Source organism: Flavihumibacter profundi, assembly GCF_020076305.1.
Classification (GTDB): Bacteria; Bacteroidota; Bacteroidia; order Chitinophagales; family Chitinophagaceae; genus Flavihumibacter; species Flavihumibacter profundi.
Map to the genome: position 1 here is coordinate 57350 of NZ_JAIQXE010000002.1, position 19900 is coordinate 77249.

The following is a 19900-nucleotide window of genomic DNA, read 5'->3' on the forward strand; positions in this document are numbered from 1 at the left end:
AAGAGTGTAAGCTTTACCGGCTGAAGGCTTTATTTACCCTCGTCCCCGAGATGGAACCGGTGTATTATGCGATGAAGGACCGGTGCCAGGAATATGCCAATATTGGTGATAAAAACTATACCGCAAAAGAGGGCATAGCCCGAAGAAAAGAGCTTGGCGGCATTATTGTTCATTTCAACCACCGGCCCCATGCCACCCAGCAGCATACTTGCATTGTGGAGGGAATCAATCCAGCCGCTTTCATTGAGGAAATGAAAGCCAATTACCCCAACCACCAGGGAAAAAGCCAAAAGGCACATGCTTATGAGCAGGTTATACCACATCCTGAAAAGGAACTGTCTCCTGCTTAAGAGAGGCTGCTTTTTATGTTCATACATACTGCTGCAATTTATAGATTATATGTCCCTTACTGGTGTCTTACCAGTTTACCATCACGGTATACCGGCAGCACATTGGCCCCGTCGGCAGTAAGGCAGTAGCGGATATCTTTATCGAGCCCATACCCGGTCAGCCTGAGATAATGGGAAGCTTGTTTTTCCTTCATAAAGCCAAAGAGGTCGCTTTTGGCTTCCTGGTAAAGGCTTTCGGCCATTTTGGAAGAATCGCAATTGATATGGAAATGCGATTTGATGCGCGAGATAACAGCGCCGGCAAATAATGTATCTTCCAGGTTAAAACGGTCTTTCCAGGCAGCACAGCCTAAAATCACATTTCTTTTTTCGCTGACCAGGTAATCAGATACTGCACTTAGGTTAGGGAATGACCCTGTAATAACAGCAGGGGCCCCATTATTGAGGGCCATATGCAGTAATTTGGTGCCATTGGTGGTTGTTAGCACCAGGGTTTTATTTTCAATAAATTCCTTCGGGTATTCAAATGGAGAATTACCGTGTTTTAGGCCTTCTGCCACTTTACCATCCCGTTCACCAGCAGTTACAGCCCCCAACTGTTCCCCCAATTCAATACACCCGGCAACTGTGTCAACCGGTATTACAGCAGTTGCGCCATTGTATAATGCCGTTGTAATGGTTGAAGTAGCCCTTAAAACATCAATAATTACTACAATACTGTCGCTCAGGTCATATAAATGCAATAAAGCCGGGGATATAGATGTATGTAAACTGGGTTGGGTATTCATGGGGTGTAAAACTACCCGATAAACCGTTTCCATTGATCTGTTTCAGCGCATTTTTTTATGGCACTATTCCTCGTTTCCAGTAAGCGGGTGAGGTATTTATTCAGGTAAAACTGGTCTACCAGGCGGCCAATAAAACCATAGGGCATTTCGTAATGCAGGTAATCGATCATCAATGTGCCGTTATCTACGGACTTAAAATGGTGGTCGTGCTTCATACTGCGAAAATCGCCTTCGGCCATTTCATCGGTAAATAGCAAGGGCTTTTTCATTTCCGTGATCTTCGATTTCAGGATCCTTGTTTTTCCCAGGTGTTTTGCTTTCCAGGTCACCGTTTCCTGGTTATTAATGAGTCCCATTGTGGTTCCACCAACAGCTTCCTCCCCGGTGTGGGCCATGGATTTTTTATGCAGGTCAATGCTTCGGGAAAGGTCAAAAACCCGTTCCATGGGCGCCTGGACAAAAGTAGTTAGGTGGATGGTTGGCATTGATTCAGTGCATTCATTAGTATAGCAAAATCGCAATCGCTGGAAATGGATGCGAAAATTGTTCCAAACTATTATTTCCCCTGGAGTTGTTGCCGTCTTTTCATCACCTCGCGCCAGGTGGTAATAATGATTCCGTTTTCCTTTATGTATTTACGAACGGCCGGATCAGAAATTCCTAGCATATCTGCTTTACGGGTTGGACCACTGTCGCTGATCTGGGCGAATACCTCAGTTGGGTTGGTGCAATGCATAATCATCATGGTTAGACCGGGCTGGCATTCTTCAAGGGCCTTGATATATCGCTGGCCGGCGTATTTCTGTAATGCCGCGTCAGACTTTTTAGCACTTTCCGGTATTACCCAGTCGTAGCTATTGTTGTGCAGGTCATCCAGTACCGGTAAACCCGCTTTCCAAAGCATCTTGCCAATCATTTGAATTTGTGGCAGCATTCCAGCCCTGGCCGGGTCATCCCTTAATAAAATTTTGTCATGGCCGCCCGGCATCATTACGGGTATCTGCAGCTCAATACCTAATTGAACGTATTGCATCAAAAAGCCTGGATCGGCAAAGAGGGTGCCCATATGGCTGTCGAGGTGGGTCGGGACAAACCCCATTTGAAAGGCCCTCTTAACCTGTGCCCGCATCTCTTTCCCTACTTCATCTGGCTTTGCATGTTTTACCACATCTTCAACACCAGCATACATGGCACCGGTAGCCGTATCCACCAGTCCGGGTACCGCCGGAGCACCTGCCAGTGGCCCCCATTTGTAATTCTTCCATTCAGAAGTAAGGGTAAGGTGAAGCCCGGCATCAATATTCGGGTGTTGTTTCAGCCAGGCCACGAAATGGGGCACCCATGGACAAGGCATCATTACGCTTACTGAGGAAGCAACACCATCGGTAAGGGCTTTGAAGGCACCCAGGTCAGAATCATAACTCATGCCGGCATCGTCAACATGAAAAATAATCACTTTAGCGCCTTTGGGAAATCCAAGGCGTTCTGCATAAGTTGTGTCTGCCTGGCCTATTGCGCAGGAAAATACTACGCAGGAAAACAGGGTGAATAATGTTTTCATGTTGATACTATAATCTTTCAATAAATGTAAAGAAAGAAGGGAGACTATTGTGCCTGAATGTCGATATCATATTTTTCCAGGAGCCCGATAATTCCAGGCAGGGAAAACCTTGCTTTTTTCACGCGGTTGATTTCCGGGTTAATCGAATACCGGTATGCTGTCCGGAAATCAGCCTTTTCTAATAATGTGTTTTCAAATTTCGCGCCTGTCAGGTCACAGTTATCGAAAACTGACCCGGTAAGGTCTGTTTCTGTAAAGTCCACTTCCTGCAGGATACAGGTATTGAAATTCGTTTTCTTTAATGCGGTTTTATAAAAAGAGGAAAAATTTAATGTGCAGTGGTCGAAGCCGACCCGGAGCAGGAACGCGTTGCAATGCTCGAAATTAATGCCCAGCATTTTACAATCTTTAAACCGGATGTCATTAAAGGAAGTATTGATCACTTTAACCATACTCAGGTTACAGCCTTCAAAAACACAATCAGTAAACTCGAAATGCGAAAGGTCCCTGTTGGAAAAATCACAGTTAAGGAAGGAACAAAGTTCATAGCTTCCTTTTTCCAGTGTATTTACCGGGATTTTTTTGCCATCAAATTGTTCTTCCTCAAAATAATTTTTACCCATTTTCAGGCCTATTGGAAAGGTAGTTTAACAACTTTTGCCTTTAAGTTTTTGTCGCGTACCTGAATATAAATCTCACTGTCCGGATGGGCAAAGGGGGAAGTTACATAGCCCAGGCCGATTGCTTTTTGCAGGGAAGGCGCCTGGGTACCGCTGGTAACTTTGCCAATTATATTGCCGGCTTCATCAGCAATAAGGTAATCATGGCGGGGGATGCCTTTGTCGACCATTTCAAAGCCTACCAGCTTGCGTTTTACACCATTTTCTTTCTGGGCTTCAATAATATTCCGTGCAGTAAAATCCTTAGTGAATTTTGTAATCCAGCCTAATCCCGCTTCTAAAGGTGATGTTGTATCATCAATGTCATTTCCATAGAGGCAATAGCCCATTTCAAGACGAAGGGTATCCCTGGCGCCCAGGCCTATAGGTTTTATGCCAGCCGCTTTCCCGGCATCAAATATGGCCTCCCAGATTTTATCTGCCGCACCATTGCTGTCCTCAAAATAGATCTCGACCCCACCGGAACCGGTATAGCCCGTTGCGCTGACCAGCACATTTTCAACACCGGCAAAAGTTCCCTTGGTAAACGTATAATATTTCAGGTTAAGGATATCCATTTCCGTTAGTGGTTGCAGGATTTTGGTTGCATTCGGTCCCTGTATGGCCAGCAAGCAGGTTTTATCGGAAATATTATGCATTTCCACACCAGCGCTATTGTGCTGTCTAACCCAGTTCCAGTCTTTTTCAATATTGCTGGCATTCACAACCAGCATATATACTTTGTTTTCTTCAATGCAATAAACAATCAGGTCGTCAATGATTCCGCCCTGTTCATTGGTGAAGGCGCTATACTGTGCTTTTCCTGCAGTCAGTTTGGATGCATCATTTGTAGTGATCCGTTGAATTAAATCCAGGGCATCTGGGCCTTTCAGGATGAATTCCCCCATATGGCTTACGTCAAAAACGCCGGCATTGTTGCGCACTGCCGCATGTTCATCATTAATACCGGAATAAGATATAGGCATATTGTATCCTGCGAAAGGTGCCATTTTTGCACCAAGTGCCGTGTGCTTTTGGAAAAAGGGGGTATTCTTCATTTTGCTGCAATTGTTACGGCGGCAAAAGTAGCGGAATCCTTTTATACCATGATAATCCCATTTTTTATGGCATAAAGAACCAGGCCTACCCTGTTGCTAACGTTGAGTTTTTGGAACAGGGAATCACGTTGGCTATCAACGGCCCGGTGACCTATGCCCATTTCTGCTGCGATTTCACGGTAGGTCAATTCAGAACAGGAAAGGCGCATGAAGGTTAATTCTTTTTCCGAAAAACTGGGAATAGGGGTTGACCAGGTTCCAGGTGAATCAGTTAAGGATTTGTCGGGGAGCCTGCCCGATAAGTCTTCATTCATACAAAAGCCAAGATCGCGCAGTTGTACCAGGGCAGACCTGAACTGGTCGGGGTGGCTGTCTTTGATTATAAACCCCTTTGCACCCAGATTGAGCATCCTGATAATCGCCAGGTCACTTTCCAGCATACTTAAGACAAGGGTTTTCGTTTCCGGAAGGTTTTTCCTGATCCAGTCGGCTGTTTCATAGCCATTCATAACGGGCATGTTGATATCTAAAAGTACAATATCAGGTATTGGGTTAATGGCCAGCTGTTCAATAAAATCCTTCCCGTTGGTGGCTTCAAAAATAACATCAAAGCCCTCAAAGGTATTGATCAGGTTAGCCAGTCCTTTTCTCAGGAGGTTATGGTCATCAACCATTGCTATTTTCATCTGGTTCAGTTGTTTACTTAACCAAAATCTGAAAATTCGGCCGAAACACAAAGTTTTCTATACCGTTCCGGGAATATTTATTTCAGGTAAACTCAATTTTGCGGGTACGGCTTTTGAGCAATTGAATGACCTCTTCATCATTATGGTAACGGTTGCCAATGTTTACAAAATTCTTTGCAAGTAAATCGTAGCGCTTTCGCATCAGGTAAATAAACACATGCAGAAAATGGATGCCATCAAATACAATGGCATCATTCCGGGAATAATCATTTATTGTTTTCTGAAAAAATAGGGGATGCTCTGTCCAGTGCATGGCTGGTTTAATATGATGACTAATGTGATACCCATCGTTCCAGCACTTGTGGTTGTAATTTGTATTGATGCAGGTGACACTGTTGCGGTAAGCATTTGCCGGATCATCAGCGGAAACAAAAGCATGTTGGGCCCAGTTACCAATAAATGCAATTAGGCGGTATAGAATGAAGGGGATGATAAAAACAACAAATGTTGCTTTAAAACTGATGAAGCTTAAAACAACACATAAGAAGATAAAAAGAAGTTCGCCACGCACAGTGCTTTCTAAAAGTTTGTTACGCTTTTTCCTGAAAAAATAGGCGGCAAGATCATAGGAACCGCGCACAAAAAAAGTACCAATATAATGAGCAAATCCTTTTAGCGAATCGCGCTGGTAAGGCATGGTTGAGCTTTCATCTTCTTCAAGATTGTTTTCAGGATGATGCATACCAATATGATGTGCATAATATGTTTCGGGCCCGTGACCGAAAAATGGAGCAATCACCCAGGGAAGATAATAATTGAGTACCTGGTATTTTTTCTTAAAAAAAGCGCGATGGCTGGTGCAATGTAACATTAAGCCGAATGGTCCCTTGAAAGTAATGTTGTTCAAATACTGGTAAACAACAGCCGCTAAAGCCCACCACCAGCCATGAACAAATGGCAGGTAGAGAAGAACAGCAAGTGGTATTAATGTAAACGTTATTTTAATTGTTAGATAAATAAACGGAAGGTCACGCTCATCGCGGAGAAATTTTAAAAAGAATTTATCGGTACTGTTAAATGGTGCCGGCGTATAAACCGGATCGGTAATGGCTTGCAAATTTTTCATTGTAATTATGCTGGCTAATTATAGAAGGTACTAATAATAATTCCTTTACCCAAAACTCAAATATAAATCAAAAATCCCCAGGCAAAAGCCCGGGGATGTTCCAACTTCAACCCCGCCTTCCTTCCCGAAGGAGGCGGCGGCCGGGTTGATGGTATTTTTTATTGCAGGACAGAACTGAGTATCATCAATGGGGAGACTTCTGCATCATTGATTTTTCGGATTTTTCCTAACACGGTGTTTTCTTCTTCATCATTTTTATCTTCCTCATCACCTGGTGTTGATATGGATGTCTTGGATTTAATGATTATAGTGTCTTTCTTTTCTTTCTTGTCTGGCCCTTTGTATTCATAGTCCTTGCTTTTGTCTTTTAATTCGCCTTCGCCTTCTATGATTACGCCCTTATCATCGATTTTAAATTTGAACTTACCTTCTTTAAGTTCTTTTTCAGTAAGCTCATTGGTTTTCTGCAATCCTTCACGGGTCATTACATATTCGACATTGCTATCCCATGAATATGAGTCATCCCAATTATTGTCCCAGCTAACATTAAAGCCTCTCCTGCGATTGGTATTTATGGTAAACCATTCATAATCTTCAAGGCTGCGGTCCAGTTCAATTTTTTTGCCAACCGGGACTTCCACTACCACCAATACCTGCTGGTTCCTGAATTTATCATCGCGGGTAATAGCGAATCCTTTCTGCAGTTGAAGAACACTATCCTTTTGTTCAATAGGGAATTTGATATTTTCTGCCAGTTCTTTTGCTTTGGTATTGGTATTACTTCTGCTAAACCGCATAGTATATACATGGAAGGCAGTGTCCTTACTTTTTACAATGTTCACCCTTACTGTTTTCAGCATCAGGCTGTCGTGACTAATGCCATAAAAAGGCGCATCATCCCCGATTTCCAATCCGAAAAAGTCTTCATCACCATAATAGTGCACATTGCTGCCTACAGATTCAATAAATAACTTGTTTCCGGAAGGTTGAGACAGGTTAATGGTTGTTTCAACCCCGGCCCTGTTTTTGAAGTTGCGGGCGAATAGTCCGGCAAGGAAAATGAAACTGAACAAACCGATGATCCAGAGACCACCGAAAATATATCCCAGGTAATTGTTATTGCTTCTTACCCCCATGATGCGGCGGATAAGCCATGTGATCAGTGCAACTGAGGGTACACCCAGGAAAAGGATAAGGCTGGACCATGCCAGGGTATTTTGCCAGAACCCTTCCAGGAAGAAATCTTTTACAGGGAAAACCGCCATGCCGCCGAAAAGGATACCCATCAGCACTCCGAAAAGGGCAAGGGCAACAATGGCTGCGATGAACAGGAAGAAGGCTTTGAAAAGAATCCCGATTACATGGCCAAGTCCGCTACCGGCTCTTTTTGCCAATGGTGCTGCTTCGGATGCGAAACTGCGGGCACGCTCACCTGCTTCTGCAGAGAAGTTGCGGCTTCTGTTGCTGAATTGTTGGGCAGTTTCCTTTACTTCAGCGCCCCAGCTTTGTGCCTTGCTCTTAAAATTTTCCAGGTCTCCTTTTACGGTATCGCGGATTGAATTGAGATCAATTTTCTCCCCTTTCATCTCAAGTTTTTCTGCAGCAGTACTGGCAAAGGGAACGGCGATCCAGAGTACCAGGTATACTAATGAGAGGGTAGATCCGAGGCCACCGGAAATTAACCGTGGGCCGAAACCATAATCCCAATCCCAGAAGAAAGCGTTAAAGCTTCCGCCTACGATGCCCAAAATCAGGGGCAGTGCGAAGATCAGCCTTGGGATCCAGCTCTGGATATTGAAATAAGCAGCCAGTCCACCGCATACGCCGGCAATCACTTTGTCATCTGGATTACGGTATAGCCTTTTGGTGATATTTGAGGTGAGTGACTGAGATGGAACTATTATCCACAGCAATATATAGATCCAGAATAATGGGGCGAACAGCAATACAAAGATTATGCGCATGATTACAGGATCCAGTCCCAGGTAATTTGCCAGGCCGCTGCAAACACCTCCGATGATTTTATCATCAGCATTGCGACTGAATTTACCACGGCCAAAAGTTCCGCCGGTTGTGCTGTAGGTAGCGCCACCGGGTTGGCTGTAGCCAGATTCCTGGCGATTGCTGTTGCTGGTAGTTGTTCCTGAGAGGTCTGCATCGGCAGCTTCGAAATCTTCGGGGCGGCCCATGCTGGCGATGATGCTGTTTACATCGTCATCAGTGATACAGGTGGCACCCTTTTTCAGGCGGTCAGAAAAAAGTTCTGCGATACGCCCCTCTATATCGTTAATGATTTCATCGCGTCCGTCTTCGTTTGAGAAGTATCGGCGCAGGCTCTCGGTATATTGCTTCAGCAGGTCAAAAGCGGTCTCCTCGATGGGGATCACCCTGCCCTGGAAGTTTATATTGATGACCTTTTTCATAATTGACAGGTATTAACTGGTTGAAGTTTTTAGTTGGTTGTCGGGTTTTCAGGGACGGATGGAAGTGATTCGGATTTACTGGTCAGGGCCTTTACCCCGTTAGCTAATTCTTTCCAGGTAGTCTCTAATTCCTGGTAGAAATCATTCCCTTTTTCAGTGAGGGAAAAGTATTTACGGGGTGGGCCGGAATTACTTTCTACCCAACGGTAAGTGAGCATATCGGCATTTTTCAATCGGGTTAGCAGGGGGTACAGCGTACCTTCCAGGATCTGGAGGTTGGCCGCCCTCATTTCGTCCACGATATCACTCGGATAGGCTTCGCCGCGGCGGATCACCGAAAGGATACAGAATTCCAGTATTCCCTTCCGCATCTGGCTTTGTGTGTTTTCTATATTCATGGCGCTTTTGTTTTTTGGGCTGGTGGCGGTTCAGCGGGGTGGATAAGGTTTAATGCGATAAGGTTTAATTCTGATAAGGTTCCCCCGTTTTGCTGCTTCGCCACCAGCCTGTTATTCCTTTGACGAGACAAACATACAAAAAGTTTCAGTACTATGCAAACTAAAGTACCTAAGTTGGGAAGGTAATTATCATTGAAAGATAATGGGTGATGGGTGTGATGCTTTATGGAATTGACTTTTAGCTGGAACAGGGGGCTCAAAAAATATTTTCCCGATTTGGATGAATGGTTAAAAACCGAGATGATTGGTATATTATCTTAATACCATCTACATAGATTCTACTTAAGCTGATTCGTATTTTATTCGTCTTTCATTCGTTATTCGTTCGTCTTTCGTTCGTCTTTGGCAGTAGATTCCCGGCATTATCCCGGCCTTAGGCAATAGTACCGCAAAAAAAATGGGTCATTAGCAATACATCCTCCCGGGATATTTGTATCGCTAATGACCCACTTAATTATATAAGGTACCTACTCCTTCACGCCTGTATTGCTCTCCGGCTTCACATTCACCCATTCACTGCGGTCAAGTTTGCGCTGTGCAGGGTAAACTTCATCGGCAGTATTTCCATCGTAAAGCCTTCCGTTCTTCATCACATATTGTATGGTATTGGAGTTACGGATATTTTCCAGCGGATTCTTATCCATGATGATCAGGTCGGCCAGTTTTCCAACTTCAAGGCTACCAAGGTCTTTTTCCAGTCCAAGGGCTTTTGCACCTAAATAGGTCGCTATTTTGAGGGCATTAAAATTGCTCATACCACCACTTTGCATGGCCCATAGTTCCCAATGGTATCCCAGGCCCTGGAATTCACCGTGACTTCCAATACCTGCAATTCCGCCATTTTCCACCAGTGCTTTCATGTTTTTGGCATGTTTAGGGAAAACATGTTCTTCTGGCATAAACCAGCCCTGCACCCGGCGGGTTTTTCCTGCCAGCTCTTCATAAGGCATGAAATATTGCATTTTCTTGTCGTGATAAGGATTTTCTGTTTCCCAGAAATAGTTCTCTGCAAAGGGTCCGCCATATGAAACCAGCAGCGTTGGCGTAACGGACATCTGTGCATTGGCAATCGTTTTAATTACATCACTGTAAAGGGGATAAACCGGAATGGCATGTTCATGCCCCGGATAACCGTCCAGCAGGTTGGTCATATTCAATTTAAAATTCAGGCCTCCTTCAGTTGTCGGATGCAACCCCTGCTTTTTGGCAGCCATAATGATCCACTGCCTTTGTTGCCGGTTACCTGTGAGGTACATCTTTATGTATTTGGTATGATAATACCTGCTGTACTGCTCAAGTATACTGCTGGCTTGTGCAGAGTCTTTCACATTATAGGACCAGAAGCCGACACCCGGGCCTGTTGAGTAAATTCTTGGGCCTACCATGGATCCCGATTCTACCATATCGCCATAGGTTAGCACATCAGTTGTTCCTGTTTGCGGGTCCATAGTGGTGGTTACACCATAAGCAAGGTTTGCCGCATAGATCCAAATCTGGTTTTTATGCAATCCCCAGTTTGGCCACATATGCGAATGGGTATCCACAAATCCCGGCGTAATTGTTTTACCGCTACAGTCAATTTCCTTTGTTCCGGTTGGAACCTGCAGGCTGCCGCTTTTCCCGATGGCTTTGATACGGTTATTGACGACAAGTATATCACCACCTTCCAATATTTCTTCACCCTTCATGGTAATGATCCTTGCATTTTTTAGGAGGATGCTTGCCTTTGGCAGGTCGCGCTCGAAATATATTTTGATGGCCTGCTCAGCTGGTTTATAGACAGCATCTGACTTCTTTTTCTGGTTAATGCTGTCTGTTTTTGCTTTTAGCGAGTCCGCTGCTTTTTTAGCTACACTGTCAAGTTGCACTTTTACAGTATCCAGCCTGGCTTTAGTCAGCGAGTCTGCTAGTTTTTTATCCTCTGTTTTTTTGGCTGATTTAAGGCTGTCATCCACAAATTTTGCCCGCTTTACATCATATACGAAATGTGCATTTCCCAGGCTCCAATGCACTTTATTTCCATCTGCCTCCCAGGCTGGGAATTCACCACCAAACGTCGTCAGTTTCCTGGCCGGGAATTGCGCATTTGCTGCATCGGCTACATTGATATTTACTGTTTTCCCGGTCTGGGGAATTGTGACCACATAAATTTCATTATTGATCTGTGCAAATGCCTGGTTACCGGTTGGTGAAATATTGATCAGCGAAGCATTTGACGGCATATTCATTTCCATTGCTTCTGCAGTAGCCTCGGTCATGATGCATTTGTCCATCACAGGCCGGCCATTTTTAAAATTGCTCATACCATAGGTGGTGATCCCAGATATTTTGGCATGCACTTTCTGGTCGCTGCCATCCCATTGGATCGAAAGCAGTTGCCCGTTTTGATTCAGGTAGATGCGGTTCTGGCCGTTAACAAAATGCGGGTTATAACGGCCCAGTGCTTTATCAATCACTGTTACATCACCTCCGTTTGCCGGAATCCAGCAAAGATCATCTTCTGCGTCATTGTAATTAGGTGAAATGGACTGTTTATATACTTCTGCCTGGCTTCTCTGGAAAACAATCCGGTCGCCTGAAGGAGTAAATTTCGAGAATTGGTAGAGTCCTGGTGTTTTAGTCAGTTGCTGTGGCGGTGTTTTGGCATTCAATGAAATTTTGTAGAGATGGCCACCGTTGCCTGTCCAGCTGCTGAAAACAATGCTATTGCCGTCAGGTGCCCAGGCTGGGAAAGCTTCCGTAAAATTATTGGTAGTCAGTCTTTTCGGATGTCCATTTGGGTAATCCATTACATACAATCGGTTCAAAGCTGTAAATGCCAGTTTTTTACCATCAGGGGAAGGTACAGCGTCCCTGATTTGTGTCGTCAGGGTATGTGTACTGTCAGATACCGGGTAATGGAAATCCAGTTGCGGGCCTAGTTCTATTTCCGTTTCAACAGAAAATGGAATTTCGGTAATCGCACTACCATCGATGGGTACCCGTTTTATTTTTCCGCCAAAAGAAACAATCAGGGCTTTGCTGTCGGGTGTAAAATCCATTCCTGGTAATACACCCATCGTTGCAATGGATTCCTGCTCATCGCGCTGCACAGGGAATGCCAGCCATTTCTCATCCCCGTTTGCAAGGTTTTTAAGAACGAGCCCGGTTTTGTCTTCATACCGGGTTCCAAAGACCATCCATTTTCCATCTTTAGACAGGACGGGGGTGAATGCAGAACCATACCTTGAGGTAATAGTATTGTATTTGGCGTTCTGGCGATCATAAATACCTATCTGGTATTGGGGCAAAGATGCATTATAATTCCATGGACCAAAACGGCTGGAGAAATAGATATAACGGCCATCCGCACTTACTGCAGGGTCAATTGTTTTTAGTGATGCAGGGGCGTCGATCAGTTGCACTCCGGCGCCACCATCCTTATGCACCATATATAACTGCATATTCATACGCCCCTTTGAGTACACGATATATTCCCCGTCTGGCGTCCAGTCGGCATTAGTAATGTTAACGCTGGGTTCGTTGGTGAGCTGGACGGTATCTTCCTTTTCCGTATCAATGTACCATAAGTTTTCCCCGCCACTCCGGTCCGAGGTAAAGAGAATTTTTTTGCCATCCGGACTAAACCTTGGGTGTGTATCGAATGCAAATCCGCTGGTTATGGCCTTTGCCTTACCACCTGTGGCGGGGATACTATAAAGGTCACCCATCAGGTCGAAGATGATGGTTTTCCCATCCGGACTCATATCAACAGAGGTCCAGCTGCCTTCTGTAGTATTTATTTTAATTTTTCGACTAGCCTTAAGTGGTAGCCCTTTGAATAAAACAAATTTAGTCGTGTCTTTTTTGGCAGTATCTGCAGCAAGGTGAGGCGGAAAACCTATTGCTGCGGAATATGCCGGAACAGGTGAAAATCCTTCCAGGAGCAGTCCGCCAATTAATAAGCAGGCCGCCGCCGATAGTATTCGTGAATGCATATTTGTAATTGATTTGAACGCAAAATTTAAGCAGGAATTCCGGACAAATAATGCCGGTCATCAAAATTCCGTGTTTACACGGTGTATACTGCATATTTCCAGGCTTCCCCCTTTTTCCAGACTTTGCACTTTCTACCGCAAATTGTTGTTTCAATACCGGTTTTATACTTAAATGAGCAGCTGGGCTGATAACAGGAATAAGCCGTTCAATCGTTTTGCGGAAATAAATGTGCGTAATTTGGGCTGTGAAAATTATTAAAACCATTAAGTATCAGGGATTCCTATTCGTTGCTGTTGTATCACTGTTGGCCTGCTCACCAAAATATGCAGTGAATACTCCGGCGGACCCTGGAAATGATAAACCAGCTGATTATTCCTCCCTGTTGCTTTGGGCGGCGCACCCGGACAAACATGACCCTTCGGATAGTATTCCGCTACCTTTAAGGAAAGGGTATCAAAAGGACAGCTCTGTTGACGTATTTTTTATTCACCCTACTAGTTTTACCGGAAAGAAACTGACAAAATGGAATGCTGATTTTACGGATAGTGCCCTGAATAATAAAACCGACAGGTCGAGTATTTTATACCAGGCCTCTGTTTTTAACCGGTACAATGTATATGCACCGCGCTACAGGCAGGCACACATACAAAACTATTATTCGACCGATACTGTTGCGGCAATGCATGCGTTTGATTTTGCTTATGCAGATATAAAGGCGGCATTCGAATACTATTTACAGCATTATAATAATGGGAAGCCAATTATCATTGCATCGCATAGCCAGGGCACAACACATGCCAAGCGATTACTGAAGGAATTTTTCGAAGGGAAGGAACTGAAAAATAAATTAGTGGCGGCCTATATAATCGGAATGGCAGTTGAGCCTGACTATTTTGAATCACTTGGACCCTGCCGTGATTCACTGCAGACCGGTTGTTTTGTTAGTTGGCGCACTTTCAGGAGAGGCTATGAGCCAAATTATAAACCTTCCTCACGGCGATCCATAGTTGTTAATCCATTGAGATGGGCAACCGATACTATTTACGCACCGGTGGACCTAAATAAAGGATCTGTGCTTACCAAATTCAATACTGTATTGCCCATTGTGAATGATGCGCAGGTTTATAAAGACCTGTTGTGGATCAGCAGGCCAAGATTTCCCGGAGGGAAGTTTTACCGGGCAAAAAATTACCATGTCGGCGATATCAACCTGTTCTATATGAATATCAGGGAAAACCTGGATACCCGTGTGGAGCAGTTCAAAAAACAACAATGAACCTGAACAGCTTATTCTTTGAAACGGGTACAGGAAAGGGCAGGATCCAGCCCTGGCTGTTGTTCCTGTTTCTGCTGGCCGTTTTGGTTAAATCAGTTTTGCTGCGGACCTATCTGTATATAGATGGCGACCGAAGCCTTCAGCTGGTGGCTGCGGCAGAATGGGCAAAAGGTTTCGGATATACGGTTCCGCAAGTGGAACTTGGTAATATTAATCTTGTTCGCCATAAGGTATTGCTGGAATGGCCTCCATTATATAGTGGCTTACTGGTACCCTTATTAAAGCTTACTGGTTTTAATTTTTCCCGGAGCAGTTGTATACTTGATTCAACTGGTGCCTTCTTTTACCTATTGGCAATTTGGCGGTTAATGCAGTTACTTGGCTTTTCGCCTTTCGCACAAATGATAGCAGTTTGGTTCAAGGCAACTGAGATTTATGAAGGCTTTTTCAATTCATTTCCAACCGATTTCCTGGCCGCTGCCTGCTGGCTCTGGGCCTTCTATTTTTTCCTGAAATACCTGGATGAACCCCAAAACAAATGGCTGGTAACCTTGCTTTTATGCATCGGTGCTTCCTTTCTTTTCCGGTATGTTTACCTTACTGCCCTGCCGGTATTGCCCTTGCTTTTATGGTGGTCCGGATTCAGGAAAAATAGGGCAGACTGGATGAAAGCGGGTGTGATACTGGCCTTAGGCCTCGCAATAATTGTTATGGCCTATTTGGGATTTAATAAAGTGCAAACAGGAACATTCACTTACCTGGAGCAATGGGATAAAGGATTTTATCCCGGAAAGCTCGTGAACACTATTCCCCTTTTCTGGCAGGCTATCAGTCACGTTACATTTATTTGTGTCCAGTTCGAATTGTTGTTTCATACTCAGTATCGTTTTTTTTACGGGATACTGCAATTCAGCTCGGCTGCTTTTTTAACATATATGCTTATACGCTGGCTACAAAGGGCATGGTTGGCAAAATTTGTATTGGGTAATGATCGTATGGCCCGCTTTGTTCTTTCAGCCGTTATGGTTTGTAGTGTAATCATTGCAACTTTAGCTGCACTTAGTATACGAATTGATTTTCCGGTTGATATTACAGGTGGCACCTGGTCTTATATGGTCGAAGACCGGTACTTTTTAATACCACTAACTATAATCCTTTTCGTAATTATGGGACAATTGTTCCTTGTTTACTGGAAACATTTACGTTTGCAGGGTTTCCTCCGCAAAGTATTAATCCTGGCATGTTTGTTCCAGGTTGTCCATATCGGCTGGATCCTGGAAAAAAGAATTCCGTTAATAAAAATGGAAGATCCGGCAAACCCCCGGGATGCATTGGAAAAGCGTGGATCACTGCAGGCAATGTTTAATGAGGGTAAAGGCCGCGGAGATGATGTTGTACTTTTTTCCAAGGAGTACGGTTATATTTATTATGCACTGGCCAATAATGTGAAAGTGTTCAGGCAGGTCAGCGCCATGGGTGATTCTGCTATTATTGGCATTAAGACCCCATCTACGATTGTGGTTTCCCTGAAGGAAAATGAGTTTAAAAAATACAAGGTCTTCCTGGAAAAATACCAGTTTAAAGTAAGGCGTAGATTTCTGGATGAAGTCCATTTGATCGGCTTTGTAAAACCTGCCGGATCTTGAGCCAACTTTATATTATAATACCTGCCTATAATGAACAAGGCATGCTGAACGAGGTGATAAAAAACATTCGCCAGGTAACAGCTGCCCATATTATAGTGGTAGATGACGGATCAAGGGATCCCCTTTACGTTGACCAGGATTTTAAATCAGTCAATTTATTGAGGCACTATGTTAACCTTGGCCAGGGTGCTGCTCTTGCAACAGGAATTCAATATGCACTGCAACTTGGTGCGGACATGGTTGTCACTTTTGATGCAGACGGGCAACACGATCCAAAGGATATTGCTGCAATAACAGAACCTGTTAAAAGCGACCAGGCCGATATTGTTTTCGGTTCACGCTTTATGGGCACAAAAAACCAGGTGCCGGTGCTTAAAAGGATATTGATTGCTATGGCAAGGACATTTCATTGGCTATTAACCGGATACCGGATGACCGATGCACATAACGGCCTTCGGGCGATGAATCGTAAAGCTGCTACAGTAATTCGCATAACTGAAAACCGAATGGCCCATGCAACAGAAATATTGTTTGAAATTAAAAGGCATAAACTCAGGTGGAAGGAAGTACCAGTAAATATCGTTTACACCCCGTATAGCCAAAAGAAAGGACAGTCCCCGGCAAATAGCATCCGTATTTTTTTTGATGTAGTTTTACACAAACTGTTCCGATGACAGCTATCCAGATTGTTTTAATTACCGGAGTACTGTTCATACTGGTATACTTCATTCAACGCCTGCAAAAAGCGGTGATCAGTGTTTTATTTATGGTATTGTTAAGCGGGTTGGCAGTATTATTTATTCTTCAACCGGAATTAACCAATACTATAGCCCACAAAATTGGTGTAGGAAGGGGAGCCGACCTGGTTTTTTATATCAGCATATTATTGTTCTGGTACTTTATTTTAAGATTATATGCAAGGATCAGGAAGCTGGAAGAAACTGTAACAACCCTGATCCGGCAGGAGGCCATAAAAAATGCCGGAACACATGACTGATAAAATGAAGCTAAACCATAAAGAATCTGAGGTTAGATTTCTTAGTATTGTAATGCCTTGCCTGAATGAAGTTCTGACACTACGTACCTGTATTCGCAGGGCGAAATTTTTTTTAGCCACTCTTGATATTCCAAATGAAATAGTAATAGCAGACAACGGATCAACCGACGGTTCTATTGATATCTGCAAGGAAGAAGGAGTGCGATGCCTGCAGGTTCCCATGAGGGGATATGGTTCGGCGCTGCATTATGGGATCATGGCGGCTAAAGGGTCACATATTATTTTTGGTGATTCCGATGATAGTTATCATTTCGATGAGTGCCAGCCTTTTTATGAAAAACTACAGCAGGGTGCTGACCTGGTAGTTGGTAATCGTTTCAAAGGCGGGGTTGAAAAAGGTGCTATGCCCTTTTTGCACCGTTACCTGGGCACCCCGGTGATTTCCTATATGGGCCGCAAATCCTTTAAAGTGCCGTACAGGGATTTTAACTGCGGGCTTAGGGCTATCCGTAAAGCTTCATACCTGGAATTGGGCATGCAGGCCAGGGGAATGGATTTTATAACGGAGATGCTGGCGCGCGCAGGCTATCGGGAATTAAACATAGCAGAAGTCCCGGTGAAATTATATAAAGACGGTCGCGATCGTCCGCCGCACCTTAAGACCTGGCAGGATGGCTGGCGACAATTCCGGCAGATCATTATGTTAAGCCCAAGGTGGTTTTTACTGATCCCGTCCCTTGTTTTCCTGGTAATGGGACTGCTCTTGTTTTTTGCTTTGCTTTTTACCAAGCTGCAAATCGCAAAAGTGACTTTCGACATTCATTCCCTGTTTTTTGGCGCAGTATTCATTCTGCTGGGGTTACAGCTTCTCCAGTTTTATTTGTTACTCAGGTTCTATGGGTTTAAGATAAGGTTACATAAGCTAAACCAAATAGAAAAAAAGATAATACAGATTTTTCGGTTTGAAAAAGGGCTGATTATAGGATGCCTGGTTTTTGTATTTGGCGTTTTATTATCTTTTATTGCCGTTTACCAGTGGGCTACAGGCAACTATGGCAACCTGGATCCGATGCATACATTCAGGCTTATCATTCCAGGCGGATTAGGAATTATGGCTGGCACACAAGTCATCATATTTTCTTTCCTGCTGAACGCGCTGGTCACTTTTAATATCAGCTTCAAAGAAGAGGAACCAAACTGGATCAATTGAGTAGTAAGATTTTTTTTCCTGGATGAAACCGGGTAAACCATATTCAGTTACGCTGAGGGTCACCACAGTCTTGTATTTGCTGGTGGCCACATTTGTTTTTTCATCTCTCAAAACAAAAATTAATCCGGATGGTATCGCTTACCTGACCATCGCGAAAAATTACGCACATGCACATTGGGCAGAAGCGGTTAATGCATACTGGTCACCATTATTATCCTGGCTATTGGCCCCATTTTGCTGGCTACCTGTTGAACCGCTTTTTATTTTCTATGTTATCAATGTACTGGCAGGACTGGCGGGTATCATTGTGTTTTATACACTGATGGTACAGTTGGGTTTCTCAGTTACATTGCAAAATTTCCTTCTCCCGCTATGCGCTGTTTTCATGCTGCGGTTTGCCTATTATACATCGACACCCGACCTTGCTTCTGTGGTACTTTTACTCTTATTCCTGCGTTACTGGCTCAGGGGAAATCTTAACCTGAGGCCATTTAATACAGCAATCTGGTTGGTGGTATTGTATTTTGCCAAAGCCTATAATTTTTTCTTTGTCAGTGGCCTGATCTGTTTTGATCTGCTTACATTATTGCTTAACAAAAGGACCAACCGCTACAAGCTGGTGGGTAGCTTTTGCAAGTTATATGTAATCTTTTTTATTTTGGTATCACCATGGCTTTTTGCACTTCACCAAAAGTATGGTGGATTGATGCTGGCCGGAACTGCAAAATTTAACCATGGTGCAGCAATTGTAAATTTATCCTTACTGGGAAAGGGAATTCCTGGAACAGAAGCCCTTTCAAACAACTACGAATTTTATACGGCATTCATAAACCCGCCTCATGAATATTCGGTTTTCGCCTGGGAGGATCCTGTTCGTAAGGCAACTTTCAGGGATTATGCAGTTTTTTCTTCAAAGGATAATTTCCTTTTACAATTAAAGGTAGTACTTACGAATATCCGGCTTTTGTTAGGTGGCTATACCGATATGCATGCCATAATAGGGCTTAGTCTATGCCTCCTGCTTATTGGGTTTTTCATCACAACAGTATCAATGCTTAAGAATAATGTAACCCTGCCTGTTCTTCTTGAACAGGAAATAACCAGGATTTTTGTTTTCAGTTGCTTTTACCTGAGCGGTTATTTATTGCTATTTGTAGAAGATCGTTATTTATGGATAAATCTGCTGGTGGGCTTATTGGGCATCGGATTTTTAAGTAAACACTTATTAAAAAGTGCCAACTCATTTTTTAGCGAAAAGCAATTCTCATTCCCAGGATTTTTCCTTACGGTACCGGCCACAGCATTTGTTTCTTATCAATTGATTTGGACGCATTTTTTTTCCGCACCTATTTTTAATAGTGAGACAGGCAAGTCAGAATATACGTTCGCGAAAGGGTTAAAAAAAGCGCCACCGTATCAAACACGTATGGCTCACTGGCCGAATTCTGAGGATTATAGCCTATATGCTTCCTGGTTCACTGCTTATTTTTCAGAAGGGCGCCACTATAATTGCCTGCCGGCTGAAATCAGTAAGGCCAATGCGCTCATCGGGGCAAATAATATCAGTGTAGTATTTGTTTCCGATACAGCAAAAGTTCCGGGGGATTTCGTGATCGTACACTGGAAGAAGATTGTTGGTCCGATTCCCAATACAGATGTGTATATTAAGCCCTAAGCAGTCTTA

At 43.7% G+C, this 19900-nt stretch carries 17 protein-coding genes; 6 read left to right on the plus strand and 11 right to left on the minus strand.

Annotated features, from left to right (window positions below; translation table 11 throughout):
* Positions 1-29 precede the first annotated feature (29 nt).
* From LAQ65_RS10000 to LAQ65_RS10050, 11 genes are all read right to left on the minus strand, one after another.
* On the minus strand, positions 30-377 hold the full coding sequence (locus LAQ65_RS10000) for a hypothetical protein (protein ID WP_224116823.1): 348 nt from the start codon (positions 375-377) through the stop codon (positions 30-32).
* A gap of 29 nt (positions 378-406) precedes the next feature.
* Positions 407-1138 (minus strand): 2-phosphosulfolactate phosphatase, encoded by a 732-nt coding sequence (locus LAQ65_RS10005; protein ID WP_224116824.1) that lies wholly within the window; start codon positions 1136-1138, stop codon positions 407-409.
* An 11-nt stretch (positions 1139-1149) separates the two neighbouring features.
* Positions 1150-1623: an SRPBCC family protein gene (locus LAQ65_RS10010; RefSeq protein ID WP_224116825.1), complete on the minus strand. Its 474-nt coding sequence runs from the start codon at positions 1621-1623 to the stop codon at positions 1150-1152.
* Positions 1624-1694: 71 nt separating this feature from the next.
* Complete coding sequence (locus LAQ65_RS10015; RefSeq protein WP_224116826.1) at positions 1695-2699, minus strand: polysaccharide deacetylase family protein; 1005 nt, start codon at positions 2697-2699, stop codon at positions 1695-1697.
* Positions 2700-2743: 44 nt separating this feature from the next.
* Entirely contained in the window at positions 2744-3322 is a 579-nt protein-coding gene (locus tag LAQ65_RS10020; RefSeq protein WP_224116827.1) for a pentapeptide repeat-containing protein, read from the minus strand.
* Positions 3323-3330: 8 nt separating this feature from the next.
* Complete coding sequence (gene gcvT / locus LAQ65_RS10025; protein WP_224116828.1) at positions 3331-4416, minus strand: glycine cleavage system aminomethyltransferase GcvT; 1086 nt, start codon at positions 4414-4416, stop codon at positions 3331-3333.
* 41 nt (positions 4417-4457) lie between these two features.
* A complete protein-coding gene (locus LAQ65_RS10030) occupies positions 4458-5102 on the minus strand; it encodes a response regulator transcription factor (protein WP_224116829.1) in 645 nt (214 codons plus the stop codon).
* An 82-nt stretch (positions 5103-5184) separates the two neighbouring features.
* The gene (locus LAQ65_RS10035; RefSeq protein ID WP_224116830.1) at positions 5185-6228 is read right to left on the minus strand and encodes a fatty acid desaturase family protein; all 1044 of its coding nucleotides are present in this window, start codon (positions 6226-6228) and stop codon (positions 5185-5187) included.
* 158 nt (positions 6229-6386) lie between these two features.
* Positions 6387-8651, minus strand: coding sequence for a PspC domain-containing protein (locus tag LAQ65_RS10040; RefSeq protein WP_224116831.1), 2265 nt, complete (start codon positions 8649-8651; stop codon positions 6387-6389).
* A 29-nt stretch (positions 8652-8680) separates the two neighbouring features.
* Complete coding sequence (locus tag LAQ65_RS10045) at positions 8681-9049, minus strand: PadR family transcriptional regulator (RefSeq protein WP_224116832.1); 369 nt, start codon at positions 9047-9049, stop codon at positions 8681-8683.
* Between the two features lie 527 nt (positions 9050-9576).
* Complete coding sequence (locus tag LAQ65_RS10050; protein WP_224116833.1) at positions 9577-13086, minus strand: amidohydrolase family protein; 3510 nt, start codon at positions 13084-13086, stop codon at positions 9577-9579.
* Positions 13087-13331: 245 nt separating this feature from the next.
* Here LAQ65_RS10050 and LAQ65_RS10055 point away from each other — a divergent pair, with 245 nt between their 5' ends.
* From LAQ65_RS10055 to LAQ65_RS10080, 6 genes are read left to right on the plus strand one after another with little or no spacing between them, the layout of a single operon-like run.
* The gene (locus tag LAQ65_RS10055; protein ID WP_224116834.1) at positions 13332-14363 is read left to right on the plus strand and encodes a DUF3089 domain-containing protein; all 1032 of its coding nucleotides are present in this window, start codon (positions 13332-13334) and stop codon (positions 14361-14363) included.
* Positions 14360-16009: a glycosyltransferase family 39 protein gene (locus LAQ65_RS10060; protein WP_224116835.1), complete on the plus strand. Its 1650-nt coding sequence runs from the start codon at positions 14360-14362 to the stop codon at positions 16007-16009. Before LAQ65_RS10055 ends, LAQ65_RS10060 begins: the two co-directional genes overlap by 4 nt.
* A complete protein-coding gene (locus tag LAQ65_RS10065; RefSeq protein ID WP_224116836.1) occupies positions 16006-16683 on the plus strand; it encodes a glycosyltransferase family 2 protein in 678 nt (225 codons plus the stop codon). Before LAQ65_RS10060 ends, LAQ65_RS10065 begins: the two co-directional genes overlap by 4 nt.
* Positions 16680-17006 (plus strand): DUF2304 domain-containing protein, encoded by a 327-nt coding sequence (locus LAQ65_RS10070; protein WP_224116837.1) that lies wholly within the window; start codon positions 16680-16682, stop codon positions 17004-17006. The genes LAQ65_RS10065 and LAQ65_RS10070 overlap by 4 nt, the downstream gene beginning before the upstream one ends.
* Entirely contained in the window at positions 16999-18216 is a 1218-nt protein-coding gene (locus LAQ65_RS10075; RefSeq protein WP_224116838.1) for a glycosyltransferase family 2 protein, read from the plus strand. Before LAQ65_RS10070 ends, LAQ65_RS10075 begins: the two co-directional genes overlap by 8 nt.
* A gap of 22 nt (positions 18217-18238) precedes the next feature.
* A complete protein-coding gene (locus LAQ65_RS10080; RefSeq protein ID WP_224116839.1) occupies positions 18239-19891 on the plus strand; it encodes a hypothetical protein in 1653 nt (550 codons plus the stop codon).
* Positions 19892-19900 lie beyond the last annotated feature (9 nt).

What these genes read in the sequence shown, in the direction of transcription:
- LAQ65_RS10015 (WP_224116826.1), bottom strand. Translation starts at nt 2,699, where the DNA reads ATGAAAACATTATTCACCCTGTTTTCCTGCGTAGTATTTTCCTGCGCA.
- gcvT (WP_224116828.1), bottom strand. Translation starts at nt 4,416, where the DNA reads ATGAAGAATACCCCCTTTTTCCAAAAGCACACGGCACTTGGTGCAAAA.
- LAQ65_RS10060 (WP_224116835.1), top strand. Translation starts at nt 14,360, where the DNA reads ATGAACCTGAACAGCTTATTCTTTGAAACGGGTACAGGAAAGGGCAGG.
- LAQ65_RS10040 (WP_224116831.1), bottom strand. Translation starts at nt 8,651, where the DNA reads ATGAAAAAGGTCATCAATATAAACTTCCAGGGCAGGGTGATCCCCATC.
- LAQ65_RS10010 (WP_224116825.1), bottom strand. Translation starts at nt 1,623, where the DNA reads ATGCCAACCATCCACCTAACTACTTTTGTCCAGGCGCCCATGGAACGG.
- LAQ65_RS10000 (WP_224116823.1), bottom strand. Translation starts at nt 377, where the DNA reads ATGTATGAACATAAAAAGCAGCCTCTCTTAAGCAGGAGACAGTTCCTT.
- LAQ65_RS10020 (WP_224116827.1), bottom strand. Translation starts at nt 3,322, where the DNA reads ATGGGTAAAAATTATTTTGAGGAAGAACAATTTGATGGCAAAAAAATC.
- LAQ65_RS10080 (WP_224116839.1), top strand. Translation starts at nt 18,239, where the DNA reads ATGAAACCGGGTAAACCATATTCAGTTACGCTGAGGGTCACCACAGTC.
- LAQ65_RS10030 (WP_224116829.1), bottom strand. Translation starts at nt 5,102, where the DNA reads ATGAAAATAGCAATGGTTGATGACCATAACCTCCTGAGAAAAGGACTG.
- LAQ65_RS10045 (WP_224116832.1), bottom strand. Translation starts at nt 9,049, where the DNA reads ATGAATATAGAAAACACACAAAGCCAGATGCGGAAGGGAATACTGGAA.
- LAQ65_RS10070 (WP_224116837.1), top strand. Translation starts at nt 16,680, where the DNA reads ATGACAGCTATCCAGATTGTTTTAATTACCGGAGTACTGTTCATACTG.
- LAQ65_RS10005 (WP_224116824.1), bottom strand. Translation starts at nt 1,138, where the DNA reads ATGAATACCCAACCCAGTTTACATACATCTATATCCCCGGCTTTATTG.
- LAQ65_RS10035 (WP_224116830.1), bottom strand. Translation starts at nt 6,228, where the DNA reads ATGAAAAATTTGCAAGCCATTACCGATCCGGTTTATACGCCGGCACCA.
- LAQ65_RS10075 (WP_224116838.1), top strand. Translation starts at nt 16,999, where the DNA reads ATGACTGATAAAATGAAGCTAAACCATAAAGAATCTGAGGTTAGATTT.
- LAQ65_RS10050 (WP_224116833.1), bottom strand. Translation starts at nt 13,086, where the DNA reads ATGCATTCACGAATACTATCGGCGGCGGCCTGCTTATTAATTGGCGGA.